This window comes from Ornithinimicrobium jinqii, from assembly GCF_045032595.1.
In the GTDB taxonomy this organism is placed as follows: domain Bacteria; phylum Actinomycetota; class Actinomycetes; order Actinomycetales; family Dermatophilaceae; genus Ornithinicoccus.
Map to the genome: position 1 here is coordinate 15,296 of NZ_JBJFZS010000008.1, position 24,735 is coordinate 40,030.

A 24,735-nucleotide genomic window follows, 5' to 3' on the forward strand; every position below is an offset into this window, starting at 1 on the left:
GGCGTCCACGGATGACGGCCTCCCCGATCGGGGTCTTCGACTCCGGTTTCGGCGGGCTGACCGTGGCCCGCGAGATCCTCGACCAGCTCCCTCACGAGTCGGTGCTCTACCTCGGTGACACGGCGCGCACCCCCTACGGCCCGCGGCCGATCGCCGAGGTCCGGCAGTTCGCGCTGGAGTGCCTCGACCGGCTCGTGGCGCACGGGGTCAAGGCCCTCGTCATCGCCTGCAACAGCGCCTCCGCCGCGGTCCTCGCCGACGCGCGGGAGCGGTATGACGTGCCCGTCGTCGAGGTCATCCGGCCCGCGGTGCGCAGGGCGATGGCGGTGACGCGGTCCGGACGGATCGGGGTGATCTCGACCGAGGCGACGCACCAGTCGAGGGCCTACCTCGACTCGTTCGTCGCGGCACCTCCGGAGGTGCTGGTCTTCTCCCAGCCCTGCCCCCGGTTCGTCGAGCTCGTCGAGGCGGGCATCACCAGCGGTCCGGAGGTGGTCGAGGTGGCCCGTGGCTACCTGGCGCCCCTGCAGGCGGAGGGTGTCGACACCCTCATCCTGGGCTGCACCCACTACCCGCTGCTGACGGCGGCGCTGCAGTACGTGCTGGGGGAGGAGGTCTCGCTGGTGAGCTCCGCCGCCGCCACCGCCGCCGACCTCTTCCGTGTGCTGACCGACGGCGACCTCCTGGCCGGTGAGGAGAACGAGCCCCAGCACCAGTGGCTCACGACGGGTGACCCCCGCGGGTTCACGTTCCTGGCGCGGCGGTTCCTCGGGCCCGAGGTGGACCAGGTCCACCGGGCCTTCGTGGGAAGGGCCGAGGAGCGGGTCTGAGCTGACGCGGGAGCACCGGCGTCGGCGTCGGCACCACGCTCCCGGCGCGACACGACGGACGGGTGGCACATCTTCATGATGCGGCAGCCGGGCGGGTGGGGCGAGGATGTCCCCCATGGACCTCACGATCGTCGGCTGCACCGGCTCCCTGCCCGGTCCCGACTCGCCGGCGAGCTGCTACCTGGTGAGCGCCGAGCACGACGGCCGCACGTGGCGGATCGTCCTCGACCTGGGCCACGGCGCGCTCGGCGCACTGCAACGGCATACCGACCCCCTGTCCCTCGACGCGGTCGTCCTCTCGCACCTGCACCCCGACCACTGCCTCGACCTCACCGGACTGAGGGTGCTGCGCGGCTACGGCCCGACCCGCCCGACCGGGGACCTGGCCGTGCACGCCCCGGCCGGCGCGGCGGAGCGGATGGCCCGCGCCTACGGGGTGGCCGGGGCCGAACCCCTGACCGGTATGGCGTTCACGGACCTGGTCGACGCCGTCCCGTTCGTCGTCGGTCCGTTCACGATCACCCCGTACCCCGTGCGGCACCCCGTCCCCGCCTACGGGCTGAGGGTGGAGGCAGGGGGCGCGGTGCTCGCCTACACAGGTGACACCGACTCCTGCCCCGGGCTCGCCCCGTTGCTGGCGGAGGCGGACCTGGCGCTCGCCGAGGCCTCCTTCCTCGAGGGTCGCGACACCGCCAGGGGCATCCATCTCACCGCCCGACGTGCCGCCGAGGCGGCCGCCGCGGCCGGCGCGCATCGCCTCATGCTGACCCACATCCCGCCGTGGACGGACCTCGAGGAGTCGCGGGCGGAGGCGGCCACGGTGTGGCCGGGTGAGGTCGAGATCGCTCGGCCCGACGTGACCGTGACCCTCTGACCCGTCGGCGGGTGGCGCAATCCCGGGGGCGCTCCCGGACGTACTCTCGTGCATGGCCGCCTTCTCCCGCGCCGACCGGGCGGACGACGCCGCCCTGCTCGCGGGTCTGGCGCTCCGGGACCCCGCGGTGTCCGCCGCCTTCGTCCGGCGCTTCCAGGCGCCCGTGTTCGGCGTGGCGGTCGGCATCACGCGCGACCCCGTCCTCGCCGAGGACATCGCCCAGGAGGTCTTCCTCCGCGCCTGGGGGGCGGCCGCCAGCTACGACGTCCGTCGCGCGTCGGTCCTGACCTGGCTGCTCACCATCGCCCGCAACGCCGCGATCGACGCCGTCCGCGCGCGACGCAGCACCCCGACCGACGTCGAGGTCCTCGACCAGCTGGTGCAGGACACGCTGGCCCCGCCGCCAGACCTGCAGGAGAGCGCGGTCCACCGGCTCGAGACCGAGCTCGCCGTCCGCCGGCTCCACGGTCTCGCTCCCGAGCAGGCGCGTGCCGTCGTGCTCGCCGTCCTGGGGGGCTGCACGGCGGCGGAGGTGGCCGACCGCGAGGGCATTCCTCTCGGAACGGCCAAGACCCGGATCCGGACCGGGCTGAGGCGGCTCCGGGAGCTCCTGCCCCAGTCCGAGGCGGAGGTGGACCGTGCCTGAGCGAGGTCATCCTCACGACCTGATGGTCGACGTCGTTCTCGGGCACGCCGACGACGCCGTCCGTGACGGGGTGCTGGCGCACCTCGGGCGGTGCGAGGCGTGCCGCGGCGAGTACGACACGCTCGCCGCAGGGCTGGAGCTCGTCCTTCCCGCCGTGCCCCGCGTGCAGCCGCCGGCCGGCTTCTCGGCAACCGTCCTGCGCCGTCTCGACGACGAACGTGTCCCAGGAGCGCGCCCCCCCGGCCGCCGTACCGTCCTCGTCGCTGCGGCGGCTGCGCTCCTCGGGCTGGTCACCGGCGCCGGTGTGACGGTCCTGTCCCGGGACCCGGCGACCCGGGCGGATCCCTGGGCGGCACCGCTCCTGACGGCCGACGGGTCCGAGGTCGGCTCGGTCACCCCGGCGTACGGGGAGCAGGGGGCGGTCCTCGTCGTCACCGTCACCGGGGGCCGGACGGGCCGCCGGTACACCTGCCGGCTGGTGCTGGCCGACGGCCGCACGGACGACGTCGCCGAGTGGAGCCTGGCCGCGGACCGACCGGGCACGTGGGTCGTCGACCAGCCGCGCGTCGAGGTGGACAGGGTGGAGCTCGTCGCCGAGTCCGGAGCGGTCTGGTCGGTCGCGCAGCTGTGAGGCAATCCGTCTGGGCTCCGGCGACGTATCTCTGTCATGACCCCAGCACCGCAGTACACCAGACCACGCCACCCCCGCCTCCTCGCGGCGACCGGCACTCTCGCGCTCGCCCTCGCCGTGCTGACGGCCTGCGGCGGAGACGCGGACGAGGACGACCCGGGCGCCGAGGTCTCCACCTCATCGACCACCGACGCTTCGACCACCGACGCCTCGAGCGATGCCACCTCGAGCGACGTGACGAGCGATGCCACCTCGAGCGGCACAACCTCGAGCGGCGCCACCGCGACCGCCGACCCGTCGTCGACGGAGGCGACGACCGAGCTGGTGATCGTCATCAGCGACTTCGACTACGAGGTTCCCGACTCGGTCCCGCCCGGGGCTCAGATCACGATCCGCAACGAGGACAGCGTCGGGCACACCGTCACCGCGGACGACGGCGGCTTCGACGTCGTGGTCGGACCGGGCGAACAGGCCACGCTCACGGCACCGGCCCAGGAGGGCGAGTTCCCCTTCCACTGCACGCCGCACCCGGCCATGACCGCCACCCTCGTCGTGGAGGGGTGACCGACGTGGCAGGTGGCCGGGGCAGCACCCCGGAGCTCGTCGTGCGCGTGCTCGTCGTGCTCGGGCTGACGGTCGACGCGGTCGTCCACCTGCGGCTGGCCCCGGTCATGGACATCGCGGCCCCCGGAGGCGTCGGGGGTGGCACGCTCTTCCGGCTCCAGGGCGGGGTCGCGGCGGTCGCAGCCGTGGTCCTGCTGCTGACCGGACGGCGCTGGTCCTACGCGGTCGCCGGGCTCGTCGCGCTCTCCGCGCTCGTGCCCGCGCTGCTCTACCACGTCGTGGACGTGCCGGCGATCGGGCCGATCCCCTCGATGTACGACCCCCTGTGGTCGCCCGAGAAGGTCGTGAGCATCGCGGGTGAGGCACTCAGCGTGGCCCTGTCCCTGGTCGGGATGCGGCTGGTCAGCCGCGTCGCAGCTCCAGGAAGCGCTCCGCCACGCGCGTGACCAGCTCGAGCGGCACAGGTCGGTCGAGCGTGAACCGCAGGGTCCCCTTGCCCGCGACGTACGGTGCGAGCGCGGCGGCCAGGTCCTCGTCCGCCTCCGGGACGGGGTACACGCTCACGTGCCGGGCGTAGCCGGCGTAGTAGAGGAGGGCCTTGCCGTCGACCAGCACCGCGGGGATGCCGTAGCTGATGGCGTCCTCGCCCGACGGTGCGACCGCGAGGACGGTCTCGCGGATCGTCCGCAGCACCGCACGGGTGTCCTCCGGGAGGGTGGCGAGGTAGTCCTCCACGGTCGCGAACGTCTGAGCCATGGGGTCATCGTCCTCCCTCGGTCCTCCCGTGCGCCACCGGCACTAGGCTGGGACCCATGACCACCGGAAGCCGCCACGACGGACGCGCCCCCGACGAGCTGCGGGAGATCAGGATCACCCGCAACTGGCTCGACCACGCCGAGGGCAGCGTGCTCGTCGAGTTCGGGCGCACGCGGGTGCTGTGCGCGGCGTCCTTCACCGAGGGCGTGCCGCGCTGGCGCCGGGGGAGCGGCAAGGGCTGGACCACGGCGGAGTACGCGATGCTCCCGCGCGCCACCCACACCCGCTCCGACCGCGAGTCGGTCCGGGGCCGCATCGGGGGCCGCACCCACGAGATCAGCAGGCTCATCGGGCGCTCCCTGCGGGCAGTCATCGACCTGGATGCGCTGGGGGAGAACACGATCCACCTCGACTGTGACGTCCTCCAGGCCGACGGAGGCACGCGGACGGCGGCGATCACCGGCGCCTTCGTCGCCCTCGTCGACGCCGTCGAGACGGCCCGTGCGCTGGGCCTCATCGCCAAGGACGCCGAACCGATCACCGGATCCGTCGCCGCGGTGAGCGTCGGTGTCGTCGACGGCGAGCCCGTCCTGGACCTCGACTACGTCGAGGACGTCGACGCCGACACGGACATGAACATCGTGATGACCGGTGACGGCCGCTTCGTCGAGGTGCAGGGCACCGCCGAGGGCGTTCCCTTCGACCGCGAGCTGTTCGACGCCCTCCTCGACGTCGCGACCGAGGGCTGCGCCGAGCTCACCGCACGGCAGCAGGCGGCCTTCGGCGCGGACGACATGGGCGGCGCCGACGCGCACGAGGCGGGGGCCGACCTCGACCAGGGCCCGCCCACCTGGTGACCGACCCTCGTGCCGACCACGCCCGCAGCATCGTCCTGGCCACCCGCAACGCGCACAAGGTCGGTGAGCTGCGCGACATCCTCGCCGACGCCCTCGCGCGGACGGGTCTGCAGCTGATCGGTCTGGACGAGTTCTCCGGGCTCGAGGACGTCGTCGAGTCGGGCGTCACCTTCGCCGACAACGCCCTGCTCAAGGCCCGGTACGCAGCTCGCGCGACAGGTCTGCCAGCGCTCGCCGACGACTCGGGCCTGGCGGTCGACGTGCTCGGCGGGTCCCCGGGCGTGTTCTCCGCGCGCTGGGCCGGACCGCTCGCCGAGGCGACCGGCGCGGGCCGCGACGCGGCCAACAACCAGCTCCTGCTCGCCCAGCTGGCCGACGTGCCGGACGCGCACCGCGGGGCCGGGTTCGTCTGTGCCGCGGCACTGGTGCTGCCCGACGGCCGCGAGGTCGTGCGGGAGGGTCACTGCCGGGGTGTGCTCGCGCGGGAGCCCCGTGGCACCAACGGCTTCGGCTACGACCCGCTCCTCGTGCGACCGGACGGCCGGACGCTGGCGGAGCACTCGAGCACCGAGAAGCACGCGGTCTCCCACCGCGGCGAGGCCTTCCGCGCGCTGGCCCAGGACCTCGAGGACCTCCTCGTCTGACACTCCGGGCCGACCGGCGCTGCCGCACGGTCGGCTGCCCGGCCCTCGTCGGGGACCGGCACGCGCACGGCATACCCTTGTCCTGCACCCTTCCCAGGACCCCGAGGACCCCCCATGGCCCACCAGTGGCGCGGCGTGATCGCCGAGTATGCCGACCGCCTTCCCACGTCCATCACCGACACGGTGGTGACGCTGCGCGAGGGCGGCACGCCGCTCATCCCGGCCGAGCACCTCTCCGAGCTGGTCGGGGCGCAGGTGCACGTGAAGTACGAGGGGCTCAACCCCACCGGGTCGTTCAAGGACCGGGGGATGACCGCCGCGATCAGCGACGCCGCGCGCAAGGGCGCCAAGGCGGTCATCTGCGCGTCGACGGGCAACACCTCGGCCAGCGCCGCCGCCTACGCGACCAAGGCCGGGATGGCCTGCGGCGTGCTCGTGCCCGAGGGCAAGATCGCGATGGGCAAGCTGTCGCAGGCGGTCGCGCACGGCGCGACGCTGATCCAGGTCGACGGCAACTTCGACGACTGCCTGGACCTCGCGCGCAAGCTCGCCGAGGCCTACCCGGTCGAGCTGGTGAACTCGGTCAACCCGGCCCGCATCGAGGGGCAGAAGACCGCGGCCTTCGAGATCGTCGACGCGCTGGGCGACGCGCCGGACATCCACTGCCTGCCGGTCGGCAACGCCGGCAACATCACGGCCTACTGGAAGGGGTACAGCGAGTACGCCGACCCCGAGGCGCCCGGCGCGGGCGGCGTCGCCCCCGCCACGCACCGGCCGAAGATGTGGGGCTTCCAGGCCGCAGGTGCGGCGCCGATCGTGCTCGGGCACCCCGTGACGGAGCCGGACACGATCGCGACCGCCATCCGCATCGGCAACCCCGCGTCCTGGCGGCAGGCGGAGGAGGCCCGCGACGAGTCCGGCGGCCTCATCGACTCGGTCACCGACGAGGAGATCCTCGCCGCGCACCGCCTGCTGTCCTCGCGCGAGGGGATCTTCGTGGAACCGGCCTCGGCGGCCTCGGTGGCGGGTCTGCTCAAGATGCACGCGGCCGGTCGGGTGCCGGCGGGGGCGACGATCGTCTGCACGGTGACCGGCCACGGTCTCAAGGACCCCCAGTGGGCGTTGCGCAACGCCGACGGGTCCGACGTCGAGCCGGTGCGGGTCACCGTCGACGTGGTGAGCGCTGCCGGCGCGCTCGGGCTGGAGTGATGAGCGCGATCCTGCCGGGTGCGTCGGTGACCGTCTCGGTCCCCGCGAGCACGGCCAACCTCGGTCCGGGCTTCGACGCCGTCGGGCTCGCCCTCGGGATCCTGGACGAGTATGCCGTGGAGGTGCTCCCCCCGGGCGCGGGCCTGGAGGTCGTGCTCGAGGGCGAGGGCGCGGCAGTGCTGCCCCAGGACGAGCGGCACCTCGTCGCACAGTGCCTGCGGGAGGCGCTGGGGGCCTGCGGTCTGGGGTGGTTGTCCGGCTACGGACTACGGCTGACCTGCCGCAACACGATCCCCCAGTCCGCCGGCCTCGGCTCGTCGGCCACGGCGATCGTGGGCGGGCTGGGGCTGGGGTTCGCGCTGGCCCGCGGAGGTGAGCTGACCGAGGCCGACCTGGGGGTGGTCAACACGCACGCCGGCATCGCGGAGGGTCACCCCGACAACTCGTCCGCGTCCGTCTACGGCGGGCTGACGGTGTCCTGGATGCCGGGTGGCTCGGTGGTACGGACCGCACGGCCCACGCTGCACCCCGACGTGGTGCCGGTGGCGCTGCTGCCCCAGGACACCCGCCTGGACACCGCGACGGCCCGCGCGGTCCTGGGCCCGCAGGTTCCGCGCGCGGACGCGGTCCGGCAGGCCGCCCGCGCCGCCCTGCTCGTGCACGCGCTCACCGCCGACCCCGCGATGCTCCTCGACGCGACCCAGGACTGGCTCCACCAGGAGCAGCGCCGCGGGGTCTACCCGGTGACGATGGCCGCCGTCGACACCCTCCGTGCCCAGGGCCACGCGGCCGTCGTCTCCGGCGCCGGTCCCACCGTCCTGTGCCTGACCACCGTCGACCTGGTCGACGTCGTCGTGGCCGAGGCTCGGTCGTGGGGCCGTTCCTGGCGCGTCCTGGTCCCGGGGGTGGCGTCCGAGGGTCTGACCGTGGTCCGTTCGACGGACGGAGCCGGTGGGGGTGACCGCGGATGACCCTGCGGCGCCCGTTCCGCTTCAGTCAGGTCGACGTCTTCAGCGCGCACGGGCTTCTCGGCAACCCCCTGGCCGTGGTGCACGACGCCGAGGGCCTGGACGAGGAGACGCTGGCCCGCTTCGCGCGCTGGACCAACCTGTCCGAGACGACGTTCCTGCTGCCTCCCACCGACCCTGCTGCCGACTACCGCGTGCGGATCTTCACGACCGGCGGTGAGCTTCCCTTCGCGGGTCACCCGACCCTTGGCAGCGCCCACGCCTGGCTGGAGGCGGGTGGCGTGCCGAGGCGGGCAGACCGGGTGGTGCAGGAGTGCGGCGTCGGCCTGGTCCCGGTGGCACGCCGTGAGCGCCTGGCCTTCGCCGCGCCGCAGCTCCTGCGCTCCGGAGGGGTGGAGCCCGGGCGGGCGGGCGAGGTCCTCGCAGCGTTGGGTCTGAGCCCGTCCCAGGTCGTCGGCATGGCCTGGGTCGACAACGGCCCCGGCTGGGTCGGGGTCGAGCTGGGCTCGGCCGAGCAGGTCCTGGCGGTGGAGCCGGTGCTCGCGCTGTCGAGCCAGCTCAAGGTCGGGATCATCGGCCGCTGGCCCGATCCTGCAGCGGGGGGCAAGGACGTGGAGGTACGGGCGTTCTACGGTGACGGCACCGACTTCGCAGAGGACCCGGTGACCGGCAGCCTCAACGCCGGCCTCGCCCAGTGGCTCATCGGCGCGGGCAGGCTCCCGGCACGGTACGTCGCTGGCCAGGGCGCCCGCCGCCGTCGCGACGGCCGTGTCCACGTCGAGCAGCGCGAGGGCCAGATCTGGATCGGCGGCGACACGGTCACCACCGTGTCCGGCACGGTCAGCCTCTGACCGGCGGAGCGGCGCGGCAGCGCCCAGTTCCCACCGGAGGAGCGCGGTACCGCCCTCGTGTCCCGGCTAGTCTGTCCCCGCGCGCTCGTGGTGGAACTGGCAGACACGCAGGATTTAGGTTCCTGTGCTCCGGCGTGCGGGTTCGAGTCCCGCCGAGCGCACCCCTGCTCCGCGACGCATTGGGAGGGCTCAGCCCACCGGGACGTCGAGCTGCTTGGCGAGGGAGGCGACGTGACCGGTCGCCTTCACGTTGTACTTCGCCAGCTCGACCACGCCCTGCTCGTCGATGACGAAGGTCGAGCGGATCACGCCCACGACCGTGCGGCCGTAGCTCGTCTTCTCGCCGAACGCCCCGTAGGCCGTCAGCACCTCCGTCGACTCGTCCGAGACGAGCGGGAAGGTCAGTCCCTCCTTCTCCACGAACGTCGCGAGACGGGCCGGCGCGTCGGGGGAGATGCCGACCACGGCGTACCCGGCCTGCTCGAAGACCGCGAGGTTGTCGCGGAAGTCGCAGGCCTGCGTGGTGCACCCGGGAGTCATCGCGGCCGGGTAGACGTAGAGCACGACCTTGCGCCCCGCGAGGTCGGAGAGGCTGAGCTCGCCGCCGTCGGCGGTGGGCAGGGTCCAGGCGGGGGCGGGCTGGCCGGGCTCGAGACGCGACATGGTGGGACCTTCCGGGTTCGGGTTCACAGATGTTGGGTTATCGTCTCAGGCAGCAGACCAGCCCTTCTACCCGAGGACACGACACGCCATGGCCGACAAGCAGCCTGCCCGCTCCGCCAAGGAGATCCAGGCCGACCTCGCAGCGTCCCGCAGCCGCCTCTCCCGCTCCGTCGACGAGCTCGCCTACCGCGTCAGCCCCGACACCCTCAAGGCCAACGCCGTGGCCTCGCTCAAGGCCAAGGCCAACGACGCGGCCTTCGACGCCGACGGCGAGGTCCGCTACGACCGTCTCTCCAAGGCTCTCGGTGGCGTCGCCGGCACCGCCCTTGTGCTGGGTCTGCTGCGACGCGCCTTCAACAAGGGCTGACGCCCGGGATGACCGACCACGGTCGCGCGGACCGCGTGATCGCCGGGTGATCACCGACCAGGCCGTCTACCGCGGCGGCGACCGCCAGGAGTGCGGCGACCTCAGCGACGAGCTGGCGTCCCTGCGCGTCGACGGCGCCCCCGACACCGACTTCCTCTGGGTCGGGCTCAAGGACCCCACGGAGCAGGAGTTCGCGCTGGTCAGCGCCGAGCTGAGCCTGCACCCGCTCGCCGTCGAGGACGTCCTGAGCGCCGACCAGCGGGCCAAGGTCGAGACCTACGACGACACCCTGCTGGCCGTCGTCAAGACCCTGCGGTACGTGGAGGCCACGTCCGACATCGAGACCGGCCAGGTTGTGGCGATCATCGGCGAGCACTTCGTCGTCACGCTGCGCCACGGTGACGCAGCCCCCCTCCACGACGTGCGCCGCCGCCTCGAGCACCACGACCGGGGGCTTCTGCGCGAGGGCCCGTTGTCGGTGCTGCACGGTCTCATCGACAAGGTGGTCGACACCTACCAGGAGATCGACGAAGAGGTCGCCGCGGACCTGGTCAACATCGAGCTCGACGTCTTCGGCGGCGCGAACCGGACGCACTCCACGACCATCTACCGCCTCAAGCGCGAGGTCCTGGAGTTCCGTCGTGCGGCCCTGCCCCTGCGTGCCCCGCTGACGTTGCTGACCGAGCGGTCGGGCCCGGTGAGATCCAAGGAGCTGCGCCTGCACTTCCGCGACGTCTCCGACCACCTGGCCCAGGTGCTGCTCAACATCGACTCCTACGACGCCCTGCTCAGCGACATCCTCTCCGCCCACCTCTCCCGGATCGGCGTCCAGCAGAACTCCGACATGCGCAAGATCTCGGCGTGGGCGGCGATGATCACCGTGCCCACGCTCATCGCCGGCATCTACGGCATGAACTTCGACCACATGCCCGAGCTGCACTGGCTCCTGGGCTACCCGCTGGCCCTGACGCTCATGACGGTCGCCGTGCTCACGCTCTGGCGCGCCTTCCACCGCTCCGGCTGGCTCTGAGGAAGGACCCACCATGTCATCGTGCGGAGCTCCCACGCTCGTCGCTCCCAACGGCCTCACCTACCGCGTCCAGGGCGACCCGGACGGTGCACCGGTCGTCGTCCTCCACGGCACGCCGGGGTCGCGCTTCAGCGGGACCCCGGCGGCGGACGCGCTGCACCGGCTCGGTCTGCGCGTGGTCACCTTCGACAGGCCGGGGTATGGCGACGCGCCCGTCGAGGAGATCCGTCGCGTCGCGGAGCTGGCCGAGGACGTGCTCGACGTCGTCGAGGACGCCGGCCTGCACGGACCCCTCGGGGTGCTGGGGGGTTCGGGTGGCTCCGCCGTCGCGCTCGCCTTCGCGGTCCGTCACCCCGAGCGCGTGGCGGCCGTGACGCTCGTCCACCCGGTCGCCCCGGTGGAGGAGTCCGGCGGCAGCCCCGCGATGGGCAGGGACGCCTGGCTGGTCGGGATGGACGAGCAGCAGCAGGGCCTGCACCGGTTGGCGCGGGAGGACCCGCGTTACCTGCAGCAGCAGCTGGTGGCCCTGCTCGGCCCTGGGTCCGGCGCCGCTGGCATCGTGACGGACATGGCCCAGGTCCAGGAACCGTGGGGCCTGGACCCGGAGGACGTGCGCTGCCCCGTGGACCTGTGGTGGGGCGCTGACTCCTTCGCCAGTCCCGCCGGCCACGCCCGGTGGCTCCTCGACCGGCTCACCGCCGCCGGCTCACCGGTGCACCAGCACCCCCAGCAGGGTCCGGTGTGGCCGGGCCAGCGGCTCACCGAGATGTTCCAGGTGCTCGGCAGCCGGATCGGCGCCGTCCCACGCACGGCCGAGGAGCTCGCTGCCGGTGCCGGCAGCGGTGGCTGCGGCGGGGGCGCCTGCGCCTGCGGCGCCTGAGCGGGTCGCCCGCGCCACGGCATACCCGCCGCAGCTGCTACCCGACCTCGTCCCTCGCGGCGACGAACGCGTCCACGCACGCGCGCACGTCGTCCTCGGAGTGCGCGGCGGAGAGCTGCACGCGGATGCGTGCCTTCCCCCGGGGCACGACGGGGAAGGAGAAGGCGATGACGTAGACGCCTCGGCGCAGCATCGCGTCCGCGACGTCGCTCGCCAGCCGGGCACCGTCGTCGCCCGGGAACATGACGGGCACGATCGGGTGCTCGCCCGGCAGCAGCTCGAAGCCGGCGTCGGTCATCAGCGTCCGGAAGAGCTCGGCGTTGGCGCGCAGCCTGGTCCGCCCCTCGTCGGACTCCCGCGCCAGCTCCAGCGCCTTGAGCGAGCCGGAGACCACCGCCGGGGCGACCGCGTTGGAGAACAGGTAGGGGCGGGCGCGCTGCTTGAGCAGGTCGACGATCTCCTGGTGCGCTGCGACATACCCGCCGCTGCCGCCCCCCAGCGCCTTGCCGAGGGTGCCGGTCATGATGTCGACCCGGTCGACGACGCCGCACGCCTCGTGCGAGCCCCGACCACCCTCGCCGACGAAGCCGGTCGCGTGCGAGTCGTCGACCATGACCATCGCGCCGAACTCCTCGGCCAGGTCGCAGATCTGCTCGAGCGGCGCGAGGTAGCCGTCCATCGAGAAGGCACCGTCGGTCACGACGAGGGTGCGGCGCGCGCTCGCGTCCCGTGCCGACTCGAGCTGGGCGCGCAGGTCGTCCATGTCCCGGTTCTTGTAGCGGTAGCGCTGCGCCTTGGACAGGCGCACCCCGTCGATGATCGAGGCGTGGTTGAGCTCGTCGGAGATGATCGCGTCCTCGGCACCCATGAGTACCTCGAAGATGCCGCCGTTCGCGTCGAAGCAGGACGGGAAGAGGATCGCGTCCTGGGTGCCGACGAAGTCCGCGATCGCCCGCTCCAGGTCGCGGTGCTGGGTCTGGGTGCCGCAGATGAAGCGCACCGAGGCCATCCCGAAGCCCCACTCGTCGAGGGCGGCGTGGGCGGCGGCCACCACCTCGGGATGGTTCGCCAGACCGAGGTAGTTGTTGGCGCAGAAGTTCAGCGCATCGCCGGCGGTGGTGCCGATGTGCGAGGACTGCGGCGTGGTGATCAGGCGCTCGTGCTTGGTCAGCCCGTCCGCCTCGATGGCGGCGAGCTCGGCGCTCAGCTGGTCCTTGAGTGCATACATGAGGGCTCCTTCAGCTCCAGTCCAGAATGACCTTGCCACCCTCGCCCGAGCGTGCGGCGGCGAAGGCGTCGGGCCATTGCTCGGCGGGGTAACGGTGGGTGATGACCGAGCGGACCCGGTCGCGCAGCTCCTGCGAGGTCTGCAGCATGAAGGTCATCTTGTACCAGGTGTCGTACATCTCCCTGCCGTAGACGCCCTTCAGCGTCAGCATGTGCGTGATGACCTTGCCCCAGTCGATGGCGAACGGCTCGGTCGGCAGGCCGAGCAGCGCGACCTTGCCGCCGTGCGTGCAGTTCTCGATCAGCTCGGCGACCGCGCGCGGGCTTCCGGACATCTCCAGCGCGACGTCGAACCCCTCCACCATCCCGAGCCGTTCCTGGGCGCCGGAGATGCGCTCGCGGCCGACGTTGATCCCCAGGTCCGCGCCCGCGGCGCGCGCCAGGTCCAGGCGCGCGTCCGAGAGGTCGGTCGCCACGACATACCTCGCCCCCGCGTGGCGGGCGATCGCCACCGCCATCACCCCGATCGGGCCGGCGCCGGTGACGAGGACGTCCTCGCCGGCCAGTGGGAAGGACAGCGCGGTGTGCACGGCGTTGCCGAGCGGGTCGAAGAGGGCGCCGAGCTCGGGGTCGATGAGGTCGGGCTGCACCCAGACGTTGGTGTGCGGCACGACCACGTAGTCGGCGAACGCGCCGTCCCGGTTGACCCCGAGGTTGGACGTGCGCACGCACATCTGCTGGCGCCCGGCACGGCAGTTGCGGCAGGCGCCGCAGACGACGTGCCCCTCGACGGAGACCCGCTGGCCGACGGCCAGGCCGTAGCGGTCGTCGGTCGGGACCCCCTCGCCCAGCTCGACGATCTCGCCGTAGAACTCGTGCCCCACGACCAGCGGAGGCTTGAGCATCGACGCGGCCCAGTCGTCCCAGCCCTCGATGTGCAGGTCGGTGCCGCACAGCCCGGCGCGCAGCACCCGGATCTTGACCTCCCCGGGACCGGGGTCGGGCTCCGGGACGTCCGTCAGCTCGAGTCCGGGGCCCGCCGAGGCCTTCACGAGTGCTCGCATGGCCGCCATCCTTGCGTATGCCGCGCCCGCGGGGGTGGGCAGGCTGGGCGGCCGGGACGGCATCACGACTTGAGAAGCCCCCGGCCGGACGCTAGAGTGGTCGGCTGTTGCGCCAATAGCTCAATTGGCAGAGCAGCTGACTCTTAATCAGCGGGTTCGGGGTTCGAGTCCCTGTTGGCGCACCATCCACGAAGGGGCAGGTCCACGCGGACCTGCCCCTTCGGCATACCCGTGCTTGACTGGTCGACGTGACCGACCAGCACCGAGATGCCCGCGCGACCGCAGAGCGCGCGGACGCCGCCGACGAGTTCGACGCCGCTCAGGACCAGGCGCCCGACGCCCCCACGGAGCTGTCGAAACCCCACTGGAAGGCCGTCGCCAAGCGCACGCTCGCCGAGTTCGGCAGCGACGGCGGCAGCGACCTGGCCGCGGCGCTGACCTACTTCTCCATCCTGGCGCTGGCCCCGATGCTGCTGGCCCTGTCCACCACGCTGAGCTTCCTCGGGCAGGCCAACGCGACCTCCACGGCGATCCAGGACCTGGGGTCGGAGCTCGGGCTGCAGCAGGACACGATCGACACGGCCACCGGCTACCTGGACAGCATGGGTGAGTCCGAGGGGGCCGGCCTGCTGCTCGTCGTCGGTCTGCTCGGCGCCCTCTGGTCGGCCTCCAACTACGTCAACGCCTTCAGCCGGATGATGAACCGCGTCTACGAGGTCGAGGAGGGCCGGCCCGTCTGGAAGTTGCGCCCGTGGCTGATGGCCCTCACCGTCGTGGTGCTGCTGATGGTCGTGGTGATAGTGCTGTCCGTGACGCTGTCCGGAGCCGTGTCCGAGCTCGTGTTCGGGGCGATCGGGCTGTCCGGGACCGCGACCACCATCTGGAACATCGCCAAGTGGCCGGTCATCCTGGCCATCCTCATCGCCATCGTCGCCCTGCTCTACTGGGGCACCCCCAACGTCCGGCAGCCCTCCTTCCGGTGGTTGAGCCCCGGGGCCGGCCTCGCCGTGGTGGTCGCGATCCTGGCGGCAGCGGCCTTCGGCTTCTACGCCGCGAACTTCGGCAACTACAACGCGACCTACGGCGCCATCGGTGGTGTCATCGTGGTCCTGCTGCTCCTCTTCATCATCAACACCGTCCTCGTGCTGGGGGCCGAGCTGGACGCGGAGCTCGAGCGCGGTCGCCAGCTGGCCGCCGGGATGCCGGCGGAGGAGTTGATCCTGCTGCCCCCCCGGGACGCCAAGGGGACCAAGAAGAAGGCCGAGAAGAGCGCCGAGCTCGTCCAGGAAGCACGCCGGCTGCGGATGCTCGCGGCACGCACGCTCACGTCGGCGGGTGAGCCTGTGGGCCTGCCCGGGCGCGGTCGCGAGGACTGATCCGGCGGTCCTCCGGGCGGCAGCGGCCACCCCCGACCGGCAGGGGGGCGATTGGGGGGCATGCGCGGTGACGGGGTACGATGTTCCGCGTTGTCCGGACGGCTCAGCCCCCGGACGGCCAATGGTGGGTGTAGCTCAGCAGGTAGAGCGCCGCGTTGTGGTCGCGGATGTCGCGGGTTCAAGTCCCGTCACTCACCCCAGGTAGGAACGACGGCCCCACGTCGTTGCAGGTCAGGCCCCGGATTCCGCGCAACCACGCGGAATCCGGGGCCTGTCTTGCTGAGAAGGGCTGAGCAGGAGTAGGCAAGTGACAGCAGCGTTTCTGGCACACAGCTGTCACAGGGCCGGGTTGAAGCCCGGGCGGGGACAGCACCTGTCACACCTGGGAGGACTCATGGCTGCGACCTAGAAGCCGCCTCGGAGAGGGACTCGAACCGCCGCTCGACCTCCTTCTTGCGTCCCGATGGACCAAGCGAGGGTCGCGGTTCCGCGCACAGGTGACCCCGATGACGTGGTCGCACGTCGCCGCCGCTGAGGGGGCGGCGTCATGCGACCCGTTATCCTTGTCCACCCGGAGGGAACGTCCGCGCCCGCGTAGACGTTGCAGCCGAGCACACCCCACGACACCCCAGGAGCACGACCGCATGTCCTCTGCAGGAGCAGACCACTCCGACGATAGACCGGGCCGACCCCTCGTGGGGGTGGGCCCGGAATGACGATCGTCCTCTCCCTGCTCCTCGGTGTGCTGGTGGTCCTGGCCATCACCGCAGCCACCGGCTACTTCGTGGCGCAGGAGTTCGCCTACATGGCCGTGGACCGCTCCCGGCTCAGCGCCCGCGCGGAGGCTGGTGACCCGGTCGCCGCGCGGGCGCTCTCGGTGACGAAGCGCACCTCGTTCATGCTCTCCGGCGCGCAGCTCGGCATCACCGTCACCGGTCTGCTGGTCGGGTATGTCGCCGAGCCGCTCATCGGGTCCGCGTTCGGTCAGATGCTGGGCGGGGTGGGCGTGCCCACCGGTGTCGGTGTCGCGATCGGCACGATCCTGGCCCTGCTCTTCGCGACCGTGGTGCAGATGGTCTTCGGCGAGCTGTTCCCCAAGAACCTCGCGATCGCGCGGCCCGAGCCGCTGGCCCGGGCGCTGTCGCGCTCGACGATCATCTACCTCAAGGTCTTCGGCTGGCTAATCTGGATCTTCGACCAGTCCTCCAACCTGCTGCTCAAGGCCCTGGGCATCGAGCCCGTGCACGACGTCGAGCACTCGGCGACGGCCCGGGACCTGGAGCACATCGTCTCGGACTCGCGCGACAGCGGGGACCTGCCCGACGAGCTGTCCGACCTGCTGGACCGCATCCTCGACTTCCCCACCCGCGACGTCGGTCACGCGATGATTCCGCGGTCCAGGGTGGACACGGTCCGTGAGGCGGACTCGCTCGCGCACGTCCGGACGCTGATGGCGACCGGGCACTCCCGCTACCCGGTGCTGTCGGCAGACGGCGAGGACGTGGTGGGCATGGTGGAGATCCACGAGGTCATGGCAGCGGCCAAGGCCGACGGGGCCGGCGGCGCCGGCGTCACGGTCGCGGACCTTCAGCGGCCGGCGCTGGTGCTGCCGGAGTCGATGACGCTGCCCGACGCGACGCGCGAGCTGACGGAGTTCAACAACCAGATGGCCTGCGTCATCGACGAGTACGGCGGTTTCACCGGCATCCTCACCCTCGAGGACCTGGCCGAGGAGGTCGTCGGTGAGATCACCGACGAGCACGACCCTCAGCACCCCGACGTCGCGCCCGTGGACGACGACGGGGTCTGGGTGATGGGCGGTGACGTGCACATCGACGAGATCGAGCGGGCACTGAACCACGACCTGCCCCGCGGCGACTACGAGACGATCGCCGGGCTCGTCATCACCGAGCACGGTGACCTGCCCGAGCCTGGCCTGCACCTGCTGGTGGAGCTGCCCCCCGACCCCGCGGACCTCGTGCACGAGGACCAGCCGCAGCAGCGGCACCTGCAGATCGAGGTTCTGGAGGTCGAGCGCTACGTCCCCTCGCTCGTGCGCCTGAGCATCGTCGAGGACGACGGCGCCGAGGACGGCACCGAGCGCGACGACGCTGTGGACGGACCCACCGACGAGACCGCGGAGGCTGACCGATGAACAACCCCTGGATCGTCGTGGTGGCCACGGTGCTGCTGATCGCGCTGAGCGCGTTCTTCGTCGCCGCCGAGTTCGCCCTCATCTCGGCCAAGCGCCACCGGCTGGAGGACGCCGCGCCGAACAGCCGGTCGGCCCGTGCCGCGCTGCGCAGCTCCTCTGAGCTCACGCTCCTGCTGGCCGGGTCGCAGCTGGGCATCACCATCTGCACGCTGGCGCTCGGGGCGATCACCAAGCCGGCCGTGCACTACGCCCTCACCCCCGCCTTCGAGAGCTGGGGCATGCCGTACTGGGTCGCCGACGCCGCCGGCTTCGTGCTGGCCCTCGTGATCGTCACCTTTCTGCACCTGGTCGTCGGTGAGATGGCGCCGAAGTCATGGGCGATCGCCCACCCCGAGAAGTCGGCCACCATGCTCGCTATTCCGATGCGCGCCTTCATGTGGGCGTTCCGGCCGCTGCTGCGCGTGCTCAACGAGGCTGCCAACTGGTGCCTGCGCCGGGTCGGCGTGGAGCCGGTCAACTCGGTCAGCACCGGGCAGAACCCTGACGACCTGCGGCACCTCGTCGAGCACTCCATCAACGTCGGGGCCCTCGACGTCGGCTACTCGGCCCAGTTCTCCGGGGCCCTGGAGCTGCAGACGCTCACCGTCCGCGACCTCGTGCCGCTCGACAGCGAGCCGACGGCCGTCGGGCCCGACGCCACGGCGGTCCAGCTCCAGGAGGTGTCCCTGCGCTCGGGCCACCGGCGGGTCCTCGTCGGTTCCGCGACCGACGTCGTCGGCGTGGTCCACGTCCGCGACACCCTCGAGGTGGCGGACAGCACCCCGGTGAGCGCCCTGATGCGCGAGCCCTTCCTCGTCGGGGCCGACACCGAGGTGTATGCCGCCGTGTCCGGGATGCGCGAGACCGGCAACCAGCTCGCCCTGGTCACCGACGACGACCGGGTCGTCGGCGTCGTCACCCTCGCCGACCTCCTCGCCCGCCTCTTCCCCACCATCACCACCCCGTCAGAGCCCGTGAGGGGCGATAGCTGACTGAGCGCGCCGAGGGAGCACTCTGTTCCCCCCCGTCCCTCGTCCCTCTCGACCAGCGACCCCGGGGGGAACAACCCACGGGGGGGTCAGCGCGTTTGACCAGCTGTCCCGGTTGTGTCGGCAGCAGCCTTCGGCTGGTCCGTCCGGCGATGGTCCTGGGGGTATCGCCGGAGACGGCCGAGGATGCTGGCAGCGGCTTCCAGGGACCGTGCCGGCGGGTCTGAACCGATGGGTCGGCCCCAACCGGCAGAGCGCCCATGAGCGCGGTGTTGGTGACGGAGTTCGAGGCGAGGGTCTTCCGGTCCGCTGACCTCTTGGGACAGGACGACGTCGCGCTCGATCGCACGGGGGTGGTGGGGGGCCGTCCTCGACCGGGGAAGAGCTCACCGGTGTGCTGGTCCGTGTCCCGCACGACGTCGCCGACGGCCGTGACCAGCTTCCGGCGACGCCCCTCGACGCAGGGATCAATCGGTATGGTCGACGTGGCAGTGGGGCTCCGATGGCTGCCCGCCTTGCAGAAGGCATGGAAGGATAGAACCGATCGAGAGTCGAGCCGGTCCCCGCAGCGCGGGGACAGACCCAGGAGCCACGGTGGTGGCCAGGGGACACTCATCCCGAGTATCGCCCTAGGGCCTCTCTGTATCGGACTCGGAGGAGAAAACGTGATGACCACTCCGCCCGGCCCCGACGAGCAGCCTTCAGGTGCCCGGACGGCGCCTGCCCGCGAAGGCGCAGGTGCCTACTGGTCCGACGGGTTGGGGCGGGCCGGTTCCCGGTGCGCCCAGCTCCTGCTCGTCGCTGCTGTGGTCGTGGGTCTGGTGTGGCTCCTGCTGCGTGTCTCGGTCGTCGTTCTCGCTGCGCTCGTGGCGCTGATCCTGGCCTCCGCGGTGTACCCGCTGGTGGGATGGTTGGTGAGCAGGGGTTGGTCGAGACTGCTGGCCACCGGTGCCGCACTCTTCGCCATCTTCATCCTGCTGGGCGGGCTGGTCACAGGAATCGTCCTTGCCGTGCGCAACCAGTGGGCCGAGCTGTCCACGTCCGCAGTGGCAGGCTGGGAGGAGCTGCAAGGCTTCCTGATGACCGGCCCACTGCCCATCGACACCGCTGCCGTCGACGCCGCGGTGCAGTGGGTCACTGACTTCGTCACCAGTGGGACGTTCCTCGGAGGGGCTCTGAGCGGGATCAGCGCGGCCACCGGGTTCGTCACCGGCGCGATGCTCATGATGGTCATCCTGTTCTTCTTCCTGAAGGACGGGCCCAAGATGTGGAACTTCACACTCAGGTGGTTCCACGGCAAGACTCGCGCCCAGCTCGCCGAGTCCGGAGAGCGGACCATCCAGGTCCTCGGCGGCTACGTGCGCGGCACCGCGATCATCGCCGCGGTCGATGCGGTCTTCATCGGCGTGGCACTGGCCGTCCTCCGGGTGCCCCTGGCGCTGCCCCTGGCCGTCATCGTGTTCGTCGGCGCCTTCGTGCCCATCGTCGGCGCCACGGTCGCCGGCATCCTGGCTGCCCTGGTCGCGCTGGTCACCGCCGGGCCCGTCGTCGCCCTGATCGTGATCGCCGTCGTCGTCGTCGTCAACCAGCTCGAGGGCGACCTGCTCCAACCCCTGGTCATGGGACGGGCACTGAGCCTGCACGCGCTCGTCGTGCTGCTGGCCCTGGCTGTCGGCACCATCGTGGGCGGGATCTTCGGAGCCATCCTGGCCGTGCCGCTGACAGCGGTCGCCTGGTCCGTCATCCAGGTATGGACCGACGCGTACCAGACCGGCGACGACCCGGTTCTCGGGGAAGATCCCCTCTCTTCCGGTGACCGGACAGGATCGAAGCCAAGCATCGCGCAGCGATGGAACCATCGTCGGACGCGCCATCAACACGAACGAGAGCAGACGCTGGCAAGCAGGGACGCCGAGCGCCAGCAGGACTGATGACCAGACCTACTGCCCCAGTGGCCAGGACGAGATCGGTAGCCACAGCGTCACGAGAACAGGATGGCAGGACCGATCACCTGAACCCGATGGCGTCCCTCCGGTGGGCGTTCTCGACGTCGGGGCCGCCCGCCCTCGAGATCCTCACTGAGTCGAGCGGGGTGCGAACGGTGCTCGGGCCCGCACGAGTCGGACGGTCTGGGTGGCGAATCAGCGGCCCGGGGGCGAGCAGGGCGGGCGGTCCACCACGCGCCGGGGGGCAGCGGGGTGAGCTGCCGGGGGTCGCGCAGGGGGGTCAAGCCGAGGGCGAGGGCCTCGAGGCTGATGGTGATCGGGGCTCGATCCGCCGGGAGCTGCTGTCGTGCGCTCAGGACTTGTGGGTCGCTTCCCACTGGTCGATGAGGTCCTGGGGGAGTCGGCCCCGCTTGGGGTAGTGGATGCCCTTGTCGTCCAGCCACGTCTTGATGGCCTTGGTCTGGGAGGGGTCCCGGCGGGCGCTGCTGCTCGATCCGGGCTGGCGACGACCACCGACACGGCGGCCGGCGTCCACGTACTTCTGGATCTTGTCGGCGAACTCGGCGGCCTCCTTCTGGGAGAGGTCGATCTCGTAGTCCGCGCCGAGGAAACCGAACTTGACGGTCTGGCCGTCCTCACCGAGTTCCTTCCCGGACAGGTCCGAGACGAAGATGGTCTGCACCTTCTGCGCCATGGTGACTCCTGAAAAGGCTAGGGGAGAATGGTTCGGTCCATCCTACGGGATTATCCGTTGCCATAGGGCACGTTTGGTTTCAGTGCCAGGGCACCAGACGGGGTCAACCCCCCGCGAAGGCCGGCCCCCACCGTGGGAGCCGGGCCCTCGTGCGCCCGCGGCTCGTCTCAGGGCCCGGGCGTCACCGCAGCCGTCGTCTGGCCGCCCGGTGTCGTGTGCCGGGCCGCGATCTCGCGCAGGGTGGCGGTGTCCGGGCCGGGCTGCGGCACGAAGACCGCCTCTCGGTAGTAGCGCATCTCGGCGATGCTGTCGCGGATGTCGCCGAGGGCGCGGTGGCCCCCGGTCTTGGCGGGCGAGGCGTAGTAGGCGCGGGGGTACCAGCGACGGGCGAGCTCCTTGACGGAGGAGACGTCCACGATGCGGTAGTGCAGGTGCGCCTCCAGGTCGGGCATGTCCCGGCCGAGGAAGACGCGGTCGGTGCTCACCGTGTTGCCGCCCAGCGGAGCCTTGCGCCCCTCGGGGACCCACCGTCGCACGTAGGCCAGCACCTGCTCCTCGGCGTCCTGGAGGGTGGTGCCGCCCGCGAGCAGGGGGAGCAGACCGGAGGCGGTGTGCATGTCGCGCACGAAGTCCCCCATCTGGTCCAGCGCCTCCTGGGGCGGGCGGATCACCACGTCGACGCCGTCCCCGAGCACGTTCAGCTCGGAGTCGGTCACCAGGCAGGCGACCTCCACCAGTGCGTCGAGGCGGGTGTCCAGCCCCGTCATCTCGCAGTCGATCCAGACGATCCGCTCATCGCTCACGGTTCAGCAGCCTAGCCGCAGCACCTGCTCGGGTAGCCTCGCGGCCATGGTCCACCCGTCCCCGCCGCCCACCGGCAGCAGGTGGGAGCAGGTGATGGACTACCACCCCACCGGCCCCGCCCCCCACAACGCGACCCGCCGGCCCCTGCTGCGCACCGTGCTGGCGGTCGGGGTCGTGGTCACCGTCTTCGGCCTTGCCGCCCTGATGATGGGCATGGTCGTCTTCAGCTCGATCGGGCTGACCGCCGCAGCGCTGGCGATGGCGACGTCGGCGATCGCGCTGGGCATCGTCGTGCCCACCTTCCTGCACGTGGACCGGCTGGAGGCCGAGCCGGCGCGTCTGCTGTGGTTCGCCTTCCTGTGGGGGGCCCTGATCTCCACCCTGGGGGCGCTGGTCCTCAACGAGCTCGGGGTCGGCTTCGTCGCCGGGCTGGACGCCGACCCGATGGTCGTGGGAGCGGTCGTCATCGCCCCCGTGACCGAGGAGGTGGCCAAGGGCCTGGGCATCGCGCTCATCTTCTGGCGGGCTCGGCGCGAGTTCAACGGCATCACCGACGGCATCGTCTACGCCGGCCTGGTGGCGGCCGGCTTCGCCTTCGTGGAGAACATCCTCTACCTGGGGCGGGCCTACGTGGAGCTGGGGACGCCCGGCCTGGTCGGGTTGTTCGTGATCCGGGTCCTCGTGAGCCCGTTCGCGCACCCGATGTTCACCGTCGGGATCGGCCTCGCGTTCGGCCTCGTCGCGCACCGGCGTCGTTGGTCCTCGGCATGGATCGTGCTCGTCGGCCTGGCCGTGGCGATCTTCCTGCACGCGCTGTGGAACTACAGCGCCGTAGTCGCCGGCGAGGCCTACCTGCTCGTCTTCGCCCTCGTGCAGATCCCTCTCTTCCTGGCCTTCCTCCTGCTGCTGCGCTGGACCCGGCGCCGCGAGTCCCGGCTCCTGCGCGACCACCTCACCGGCTACGGCCTCAACGGCTGGTTCACCCCGGTGGAGGTCGCGATGCTCGCCGACGCGGGGGAGCGGCGCCGCGCCCGCACCTGGGCCCGGCACGTCGGGGGCCGCGAGGCCGAGCGGGCGATGACCGCCTTCCAGGACGAGAGCGCCGACCTGGCCATGGTGCGCAAGCACCTGCACAGCGGCGGGCCGGACCCGGAGTGGCTGCGCCGAGAGCAGGTGCTGCTGCAGACGATCACCGCACGCCGGCGAGTCTTCCTCCCCGGCGTCTGACCCGCGCAGACACCCACGGACGGGGTATGCCGTTCACGCGCCCGGGCTATGCTCCTTGGCGCACGCCAGCCCCCGTAGCTCAATGGATAGAGCAACGGCCTTCTAATCCGTAGGTTGCCCGTTCGAGTCGGGCCGGGGGCACCACGCGGGGAGGTCGGGGGCCTCGACCTGCGCACTAGGATCGCAGGGTGAGCGACGGCCAGCACCCCGGTCAGCACGGGGACCAGACCACGACCGAGGCGCCGCTGGCGGAGCTGCGGGCCGGCATCGACGAGGTCGACGCGCAGATCATGGACCTGCTGGCCCGACGGCTCGAGCTGGTGGGCCAGGTCGGCGAGATCAAGGGCCGCCACGGGCTGCCGATCTACGCCCCGGAGCGCGAGCGCACGATGATCGCCGCCAAGCGCGCCCTCGCGGAGGAGCGCGGCCTGCCGCCGGACCTCGTCGAGGACGTGCTGCGCCGCTGCATGCGCGAGTCCTACACGCACGAGAAGAACATGGGTTTCACCCGGCAGGCCCCCGACCTAGGCCCCGCGGTGGTCGTCGGCGGGGCGGGGCGGATGGGCGCCCTCTTCGGTCGGATGCTGACGCTGTCGGGGTACGACGTACGGGTCGTCGAGCGCGACGACGCCCGCGAGCAGGTCGCCGAGAGCCTGCGGGACGCGGGCCTCGTGGTGGTCGCGGTGCCGATCCACGACACCGTCGCGGTCGTCCGCTCTCTCCCACCGCTGCCGGACGACTGCCTGCTCGTCGACCTCACCTCCACCAAGCGCGAGGTGATGGCGGCCATGCTGCAGGCGCACTCCGGCCCGGTCCTGGGGCTGCACCCGATGTTCGGCCCGGACGTGGACAGCCTCGCCAAGCAGGTCGTCGCCTACGTCCCCGGACGCGACCCGGAGAAGTCGCGCTGGCTGCTGGACCAGATGCGGCTGTGGGGCGCGCGCCTGCACGAGATCGACGCCGCGGACCACGACACCCTGATGGGCCTGATCCAGGCGCTGCGGCACTTCTCGACCTTCGCCTACGGGTGGCACCTGGCGCACGAGGACCACGACCTGTCCGAGCTGCTCGCGCTGTCGTCCCCGATCTACCGTCTCGAGCTCATCATGGTCGGACGCCTCTTCGCCCAGAACGCCGAGCTCTACTACGACATCATCACCGCCTCGTCCGACTCCGTCGCCCTCATCGAGCGCTACCACGCCCGCTTCGGGGAGGCTCTCGACCTGCTCCGGCGCGGTGACCGGGACGCCTTCGTCGAACGCTTCGCCGAGATCGGGGACTGGTTCGGGCCCTACGCGGAGCGGTTCCTCGCCGAGTCGCGCACGCTGCTGGCGCACGCCGACGCCGGTCGATGACGGGTCGGTGACCCGTCCGGACCGGTCGGTGACGGTCGGGACCCCCAGCGGCGGTTCGCTTTGGTGCACGAGCACCGGCGGGAGAGACT

Annotated in this window: 26 protein-coding genes and 4 tRNA genes; 24 read left to right on the forward strand and 6 right to left on the reverse strand. The window is 71.7% G+C overall.

Going from position 1 to position 24,735, the window contains the following annotated elements; genetic code table 11:
- Positions 1 to 11 precede the first annotated feature (11 nt).
- The 6 genes from murI (at position 12) to ACI3ET_RS03295 (ending at position 3,991) form a co-directional block, all read left to right on the forward strand.
- Positions 12 to 830, forward strand: a complete 819-nt coding sequence (gene murI / locus ACI3ET_RS03270; protein ID WP_405031526.1) for a glutamate racemase — start codon at positions 12 to 14, stop codon at positions 828 to 830.
- 115 nt (positions 831 to 945) lie between these two features.
- Positions 946 to 1,704 (forward strand): MBL fold metallo-hydrolase, encoded by a 759-nt coding sequence (locus ACI3ET_RS03275; RefSeq protein ID WP_405031527.1) that lies wholly within the window; start codon positions 946 to 948, stop codon positions 1,702 to 1,704.
- Positions 1,705 to 1,756: 52 nt separating this feature from the next.
- Complete coding sequence (locus tag ACI3ET_RS03280) at positions 1,757 to 2,350, forward strand: RNA polymerase sigma factor (protein ID WP_405031528.1); 594 nt, start codon at positions 1,757 to 1,759, stop codon at positions 2,348 to 2,350.
- A gap of 22 nt (positions 2,351 to 2,372) precedes the next feature.
- Positions 2,373 to 2,981: a hypothetical protein gene (locus tag ACI3ET_RS03285; RefSeq protein ID WP_405031529.1), complete on the forward strand. Its 609-nt coding sequence runs from the start codon at positions 2,373 to 2,375 to the stop codon at positions 2,979 to 2,981.
- A gap of 36 nt (positions 2,982 to 3,017) precedes the next feature.
- Entirely contained in the window at positions 3,018 to 3,545 is a 528-nt protein-coding gene (locus ACI3ET_RS03290; protein ID WP_405031530.1) for a cupredoxin domain-containing protein, read from the forward strand.
- Positions 3,542 to 3,991 carry a hypothetical protein gene (locus ACI3ET_RS03295; RefSeq protein ID WP_405031531.1) on the forward strand — a complete coding sequence of 150 codons (450 nt, stop codon included), beginning with the start codon at positions 3,542 to 3,544 and terminating at the stop codon, positions 3,989 to 3,991. Before ACI3ET_RS03290 ends, ACI3ET_RS03295 begins: the two co-directional genes overlap by 4 nt.
- Here the strand turns inward: ACI3ET_RS03295 and ACI3ET_RS03300 are convergent.
- Positions 3,948 to 4,301, reverse strand: coding sequence for an iron chaperone (locus ACI3ET_RS03300; protein ID WP_405031532.1), 354 nt, complete (start codon positions 4,299 to 4,301; stop codon positions 3,948 to 3,950). The genes ACI3ET_RS03295 and ACI3ET_RS03300 overlap by 44 nt on opposite strands.
- Before the next feature lie 56 nt (positions 4,302 to 4,357).
- Here ACI3ET_RS03300 and rph point away from each other — a divergent pair, with 56 nt between their 5' ends.
- The 6 genes from rph (at position 4,358) to ACI3ET_RS03330 (ending at position 8,991) form a co-directional block, all read left to right on the forward strand.
- Positions 4,358 to 5,158, forward strand: a complete 801-nt coding sequence (rph, locus tag ACI3ET_RS03305; RefSeq protein ID WP_405031533.1) for a ribonuclease PH — start codon at positions 4,358 to 4,360, stop codon at positions 5,156 to 5,158.
- Positions 5,155 to 5,802, forward strand: coding sequence for an RdgB/HAM1 family non-canonical purine NTP pyrophosphatase (gene rdgB, locus ACI3ET_RS03310; protein ID WP_405031534.1), 648 nt, complete (start codon positions 5,155 to 5,157; stop codon positions 5,800 to 5,802). Before rph ends, rdgB begins: the two co-directional genes overlap by 4 nt.
- 114 nt (positions 5,803 to 5,916) lie before the next feature.
- Complete coding sequence (gene thrC, locus ACI3ET_RS03315; RefSeq protein WP_405031535.1) at positions 5,917 to 7,011, forward strand: threonine synthase; 1,095 nt, start codon at positions 5,917 to 5,919, stop codon at positions 7,009 to 7,011.
- Entirely contained in the window at positions 7,011 to 7,982 is a 972-nt protein-coding gene (locus ACI3ET_RS03320) for a homoserine kinase (protein WP_405031536.1), read from the forward strand. Before thrC ends, ACI3ET_RS03320 begins: the two co-directional genes overlap by 1 nt.
- Positions 7,979 to 8,830 carry a PhzF family phenazine biosynthesis protein gene (locus ACI3ET_RS03325; RefSeq protein WP_405031537.1) on the forward strand — a complete coding sequence of 284 codons (852 nt, stop codon included), beginning with the start codon at positions 7,979 to 7,981 and terminating at the stop codon, positions 8,828 to 8,830. The genes ACI3ET_RS03320 and ACI3ET_RS03325 overlap by 4 nt, the downstream gene beginning before the upstream one ends.
- Before the next feature lie 81 nt (positions 8,831 to 8,911).
- A tRNA-Leu gene (locus ACI3ET_RS03330) sits at positions 8,912 to 8,991 on the forward strand.
- A 28-nt stretch (positions 8,992 to 9,019) separates the two neighbouring features.
- On the opposite strand, the gene bcp is transcribed toward ACI3ET_RS03330, so the two are convergent.
- The gene (gene bcp, locus ACI3ET_RS03335) at positions 9,020 to 9,493 is read right to left on the reverse strand and encodes a thioredoxin-dependent thiol peroxidase (protein WP_405031538.1); all 474 of its coding nucleotides are present in this window, start codon (positions 9,491 to 9,493) and stop codon (positions 9,020 to 9,022) included.
- An 88-nt stretch (positions 9,494 to 9,581) separates the two neighbouring features.
- On the opposite strand from bcp, the gene ACI3ET_RS03340 reads away from it, so the two are divergent.
- Genes ACI3ET_RS03340 through ACI3ET_RS03350 form a run of 3 tightly spaced genes read left to right on the forward strand, consistent with a single transcriptional unit; the run spans position 9,582 to position 11,770 of the window.
- Positions 9,582 to 9,860, forward strand: a complete 279-nt coding sequence (locus ACI3ET_RS03340) for a DUF3618 domain-containing protein (RefSeq protein WP_405031539.1) — start codon at positions 9,582 to 9,584, stop codon at positions 9,858 to 9,860.
- Positions 9,861 to 9,906: 46 nt separating this feature from the next.
- Positions 9,907 to 10,890, forward strand: coding sequence for a magnesium/cobalt transporter CorA (corA, locus tag ACI3ET_RS03345; protein ID WP_405031540.1), 984 nt, complete (start codon positions 9,907 to 9,909; stop codon positions 10,888 to 10,890).
- 13 nt (positions 10,891 to 10,903) lie between these two features.
- On the forward strand, positions 10,904 to 11,770 hold the full coding sequence (locus ACI3ET_RS03350; protein WP_405031541.1) for an alpha/beta fold hydrolase: 867 nt from the start codon (positions 10,904 to 10,906) through the stop codon (positions 11,768 to 11,770).
- Between the two features lie 37 nt (positions 11,771 to 11,807).
- Here ACI3ET_RS03350 and ACI3ET_RS03355 read toward each other — a convergent pair whose 3' ends face one another.
- Together ACI3ET_RS03355 and tdh are read right to left on the reverse strand one after the other, a co-directional pair.
- A complete protein-coding gene (locus ACI3ET_RS03355; RefSeq protein ID WP_405031542.1) occupies positions 11,808 to 12,998 on the reverse strand; it encodes a glycine C-acetyltransferase in 1,191 nt (396 codons plus the stop codon).
- Between the two features lie 10 nt (positions 12,999 to 13,008).
- The gene (tdh, locus tag ACI3ET_RS03360; protein ID WP_405031543.1) at positions 13,009 to 14,061 is read right to left on the reverse strand and encodes an L-threonine 3-dehydrogenase; all 1,053 of its coding nucleotides are present in this window, start codon (positions 14,059 to 14,061) and stop codon (positions 13,009 to 13,011) included.
- A gap of 109 nt (positions 14,062 to 14,170) precedes the next feature.
- Between tdh and ACI3ET_RS03365 the strand changes: the two genes are divergently transcribed.
- The 6 genes from ACI3ET_RS03365 to ACI3ET_RS03390 all read left to right on the forward strand — a co-directional run bounded on the left by ACI3ET_RS03365 (position 14,171) and on the right by ACI3ET_RS03390 (position 20,551).
- A tRNA-Lys gene (locus tag ACI3ET_RS03365) sits at positions 14,171 to 14,246 on the forward strand.
- A gap of 63 nt (positions 14,247 to 14,309) precedes the next feature.
- The gene (locus tag ACI3ET_RS03370) at positions 14,310 to 15,437 is read left to right on the forward strand and encodes a YihY/virulence factor BrkB family protein (RefSeq protein WP_405031544.1); all 1,128 of its coding nucleotides are present in this window, start codon (positions 14,310 to 14,312) and stop codon (positions 15,435 to 15,437) included.
- 124 nt (positions 15,438 to 15,561) lie between these two features.
- A tRNA-His gene (locus ACI3ET_RS03375) sits at positions 15,562 to 15,637 on the forward strand.
- A gap of 512 nt (positions 15,638 to 16,149) precedes the next feature.
- Positions 16,150 to 17,592: a hemolysin family protein gene (locus ACI3ET_RS03380; protein ID WP_405031545.1), complete on the forward strand. Its 1,443-nt coding sequence runs from the start codon at positions 16,150 to 16,152 to the stop codon at positions 17,590 to 17,592.
- Positions 17,589 to 18,623 carry a hemolysin family protein gene (locus ACI3ET_RS03385; RefSeq protein WP_405031546.1) on the forward strand — a complete coding sequence of 345 codons (1,035 nt, stop codon included), beginning with the start codon at positions 17,589 to 17,591 and terminating at the stop codon, positions 18,621 to 18,623. The genes ACI3ET_RS03380 and ACI3ET_RS03385 overlap by 4 nt, the downstream gene beginning before the upstream one ends.
- 665 nt (positions 18,624 to 19,288) lie before the next feature.
- Positions 19,289 to 20,551, forward strand: a complete 1,263-nt coding sequence (locus tag ACI3ET_RS03390) for an AI-2E family transporter (protein ID WP_405031547.1) — start codon at positions 19,289 to 19,291, stop codon at positions 20,549 to 20,551.
- A gap of 367 nt (positions 20,552 to 20,918) precedes the next feature.
- Here the strand turns inward: ACI3ET_RS03390 and ACI3ET_RS03395 are convergent, their stop codons facing one another.
- Together ACI3ET_RS03395 and orn are read right to left on the reverse strand one after the other, a co-directional pair.
- On the reverse strand, positions 20,919 to 21,260 hold the full coding sequence (locus ACI3ET_RS03395; RefSeq protein WP_405031548.1) for a histone-like nucleoid-structuring protein Lsr2: 342 nt from the start codon (positions 21,258 to 21,260) through the stop codon (positions 20,919 to 20,921).
- A gap of 167 nt (positions 21,261 to 21,427) precedes the next feature.
- On the reverse strand, positions 21,428 to 22,063 hold the full coding sequence (gene orn / locus ACI3ET_RS03400) for an oligoribonuclease (protein WP_405031549.1): 636 nt from the start codon (positions 22,061 to 22,063) through the stop codon (positions 21,428 to 21,430).
- A 46-nt stretch (positions 22,064 to 22,109) separates the two neighbouring features.
- On the opposite strand from orn, the gene ACI3ET_RS03405 reads away from it, so the two are divergent.
- The 3 genes from ACI3ET_RS03405 (at position 22,110) to tyrA (ending at position 24,646) form a co-directional block, all read left to right on the forward strand.
- Positions 22,110 to 23,291, forward strand: a complete 1,182-nt coding sequence (locus tag ACI3ET_RS03405) for a PrsW family intramembrane metalloprotease (RefSeq protein WP_405031550.1) — start codon at positions 22,110 to 22,112, stop codon at positions 23,289 to 23,291.
- A gap of 68 nt (positions 23,292 to 23,359) precedes the next feature.
- A tRNA-Arg gene (locus ACI3ET_RS03410) sits at positions 23,360 to 23,435 on the forward strand.
- Between the two features lie 44 nt (positions 23,436 to 23,479).
- A complete protein-coding gene (gene tyrA / locus ACI3ET_RS03415) occupies positions 23,480 to 24,646 on the forward strand; it encodes a bifunctional chorismate mutase/prephenate dehydrogenase (RefSeq protein WP_405031551.1) in 1,167 nt (388 codons plus the stop codon).
- Positions 24,647 to 24,735 lie beyond the last annotated feature (89 nt).

Excerpts from the sequence above, each read along its gene's own strand:
- ACI3ET_RS03390 (WP_405031547.1), top strand. The coding sequence starts at position 19,289 with ATGACCACTCCGCCCGGCCCCGACGAGCAGCCTTCAGGTGCCCGGACG.
- tdh (WP_405031543.1), bottom strand. The coding sequence starts at position 14,061 with ATGCGAGCACTCGTGAAGGCCTCGGCGGGCCCCGGACTCGAGCTGACG.
- ACI3ET_RS03290 (WP_405031530.1), top strand. The coding sequence starts at position 3,018 with ATGACCCCAGCACCGCAGTACACCAGACCACGCCACCCCCGCCTCCTC.
- ACI3ET_RS03350 (WP_405031541.1), top strand. The coding sequence starts at position 10,904 with ATGTCATCGTGCGGAGCTCCCACGCTCGTCGCTCCCAACGGCCTCACC.
- murI (WP_405031526.1), top strand. The coding sequence starts at position 12 with ATGACGGCCTCCCCGATCGGGGTCTTCGACTCCGGTTTCGGCGGGCTG.
- ACI3ET_RS03300 (WP_405031532.1), bottom strand. The coding sequence starts at position 4,301 with ATGGCTCAGACGTTCGCGACCGTGGAGGACTACCTCGCCACCCTCCCG.
- ACI3ET_RS03325 (WP_405031537.1), top strand. The coding sequence starts at position 7,979 with ATGACCCTGCGGCGCCCGTTCCGCTTCAGTCAGGTCGACGTCTTCAGC.
- ACI3ET_RS03385 (WP_405031546.1), top strand. The coding sequence starts at position 17,589 with ATGAACAACCCCTGGATCGTCGTGGTGGCCACGGTGCTGCTGATCGCG.
- ACI3ET_RS03275 (WP_405031527.1), top strand. The coding sequence starts at position 946 with ATGGACCTCACGATCGTCGGCTGCACCGGCTCCCTGCCCGGTCCCGAC.
- bcp (WP_405031538.1), bottom strand. The coding sequence starts at position 9,493 with ATGTCGCGTCTCGAGCCCGGCCAGCCCGCCCCCGCCTGGACCCTGCCC.
- ACI3ET_RS03380 (WP_405031545.1), top strand. The coding sequence starts at position 16,150 with ATGACGATCGTCCTCTCCCTGCTCCTCGGTGTGCTGGTGGTCCTGGCC.
- rph (WP_405031533.1), top strand. The coding sequence starts at position 4,358 with ATGACCACCGGAAGCCGCCACGACGGACGCGCCCCCGACGAGCTGCGG.
- ACI3ET_RS03340 (WP_405031539.1), top strand. The coding sequence starts at position 9,582 with ATGGCCGACAAGCAGCCTGCCCGCTCCGCCAAGGAGATCCAGGCCGAC.
- thrC (WP_405031535.1), top strand. The coding sequence starts at position 5,917 with ATGGCCCACCAGTGGCGCGGCGTGATCGCCGAGTATGCCGACCGCCTT.
- ACI3ET_RS03395 (WP_405031548.1), bottom strand. The coding sequence starts at position 21,260 with ATGGCGCAGAAGGTGCAGACCATCTTCGTCTCGGACCTGTCCGGGAAG.
- ACI3ET_RS03280 (WP_405031528.1), top strand. The coding sequence starts at position 1,757 with ATGGCCGCCTTCTCCCGCGCCGACCGGGCGGACGACGCCGCCCTGCTC.
- ACI3ET_RS03285 (WP_405031529.1), top strand. The coding sequence starts at position 2,373 with ATGGTCGACGTCGTTCTCGGGCACGCCGACGACGCCGTCCGTGACGGG.
- ACI3ET_RS03405 (WP_405031550.1), top strand. The coding sequence starts at position 22,110 with ATGGTCCACCCGTCCCCGCCGCCCACCGGCAGCAGGTGGGAGCAGGTG.
- ACI3ET_RS03320 (WP_405031536.1), top strand. The coding sequence starts at position 7,011 with ATGAGCGCGATCCTGCCGGGTGCGTCGGTGACCGTCTCGGTCCCCGCG.
- ACI3ET_RS03355 (WP_405031542.1), bottom strand. The coding sequence starts at position 12,998 with ATGTATGCACTCAAGGACCAGCTGAGCGCCGAGCTCGCCGCCATCGAG.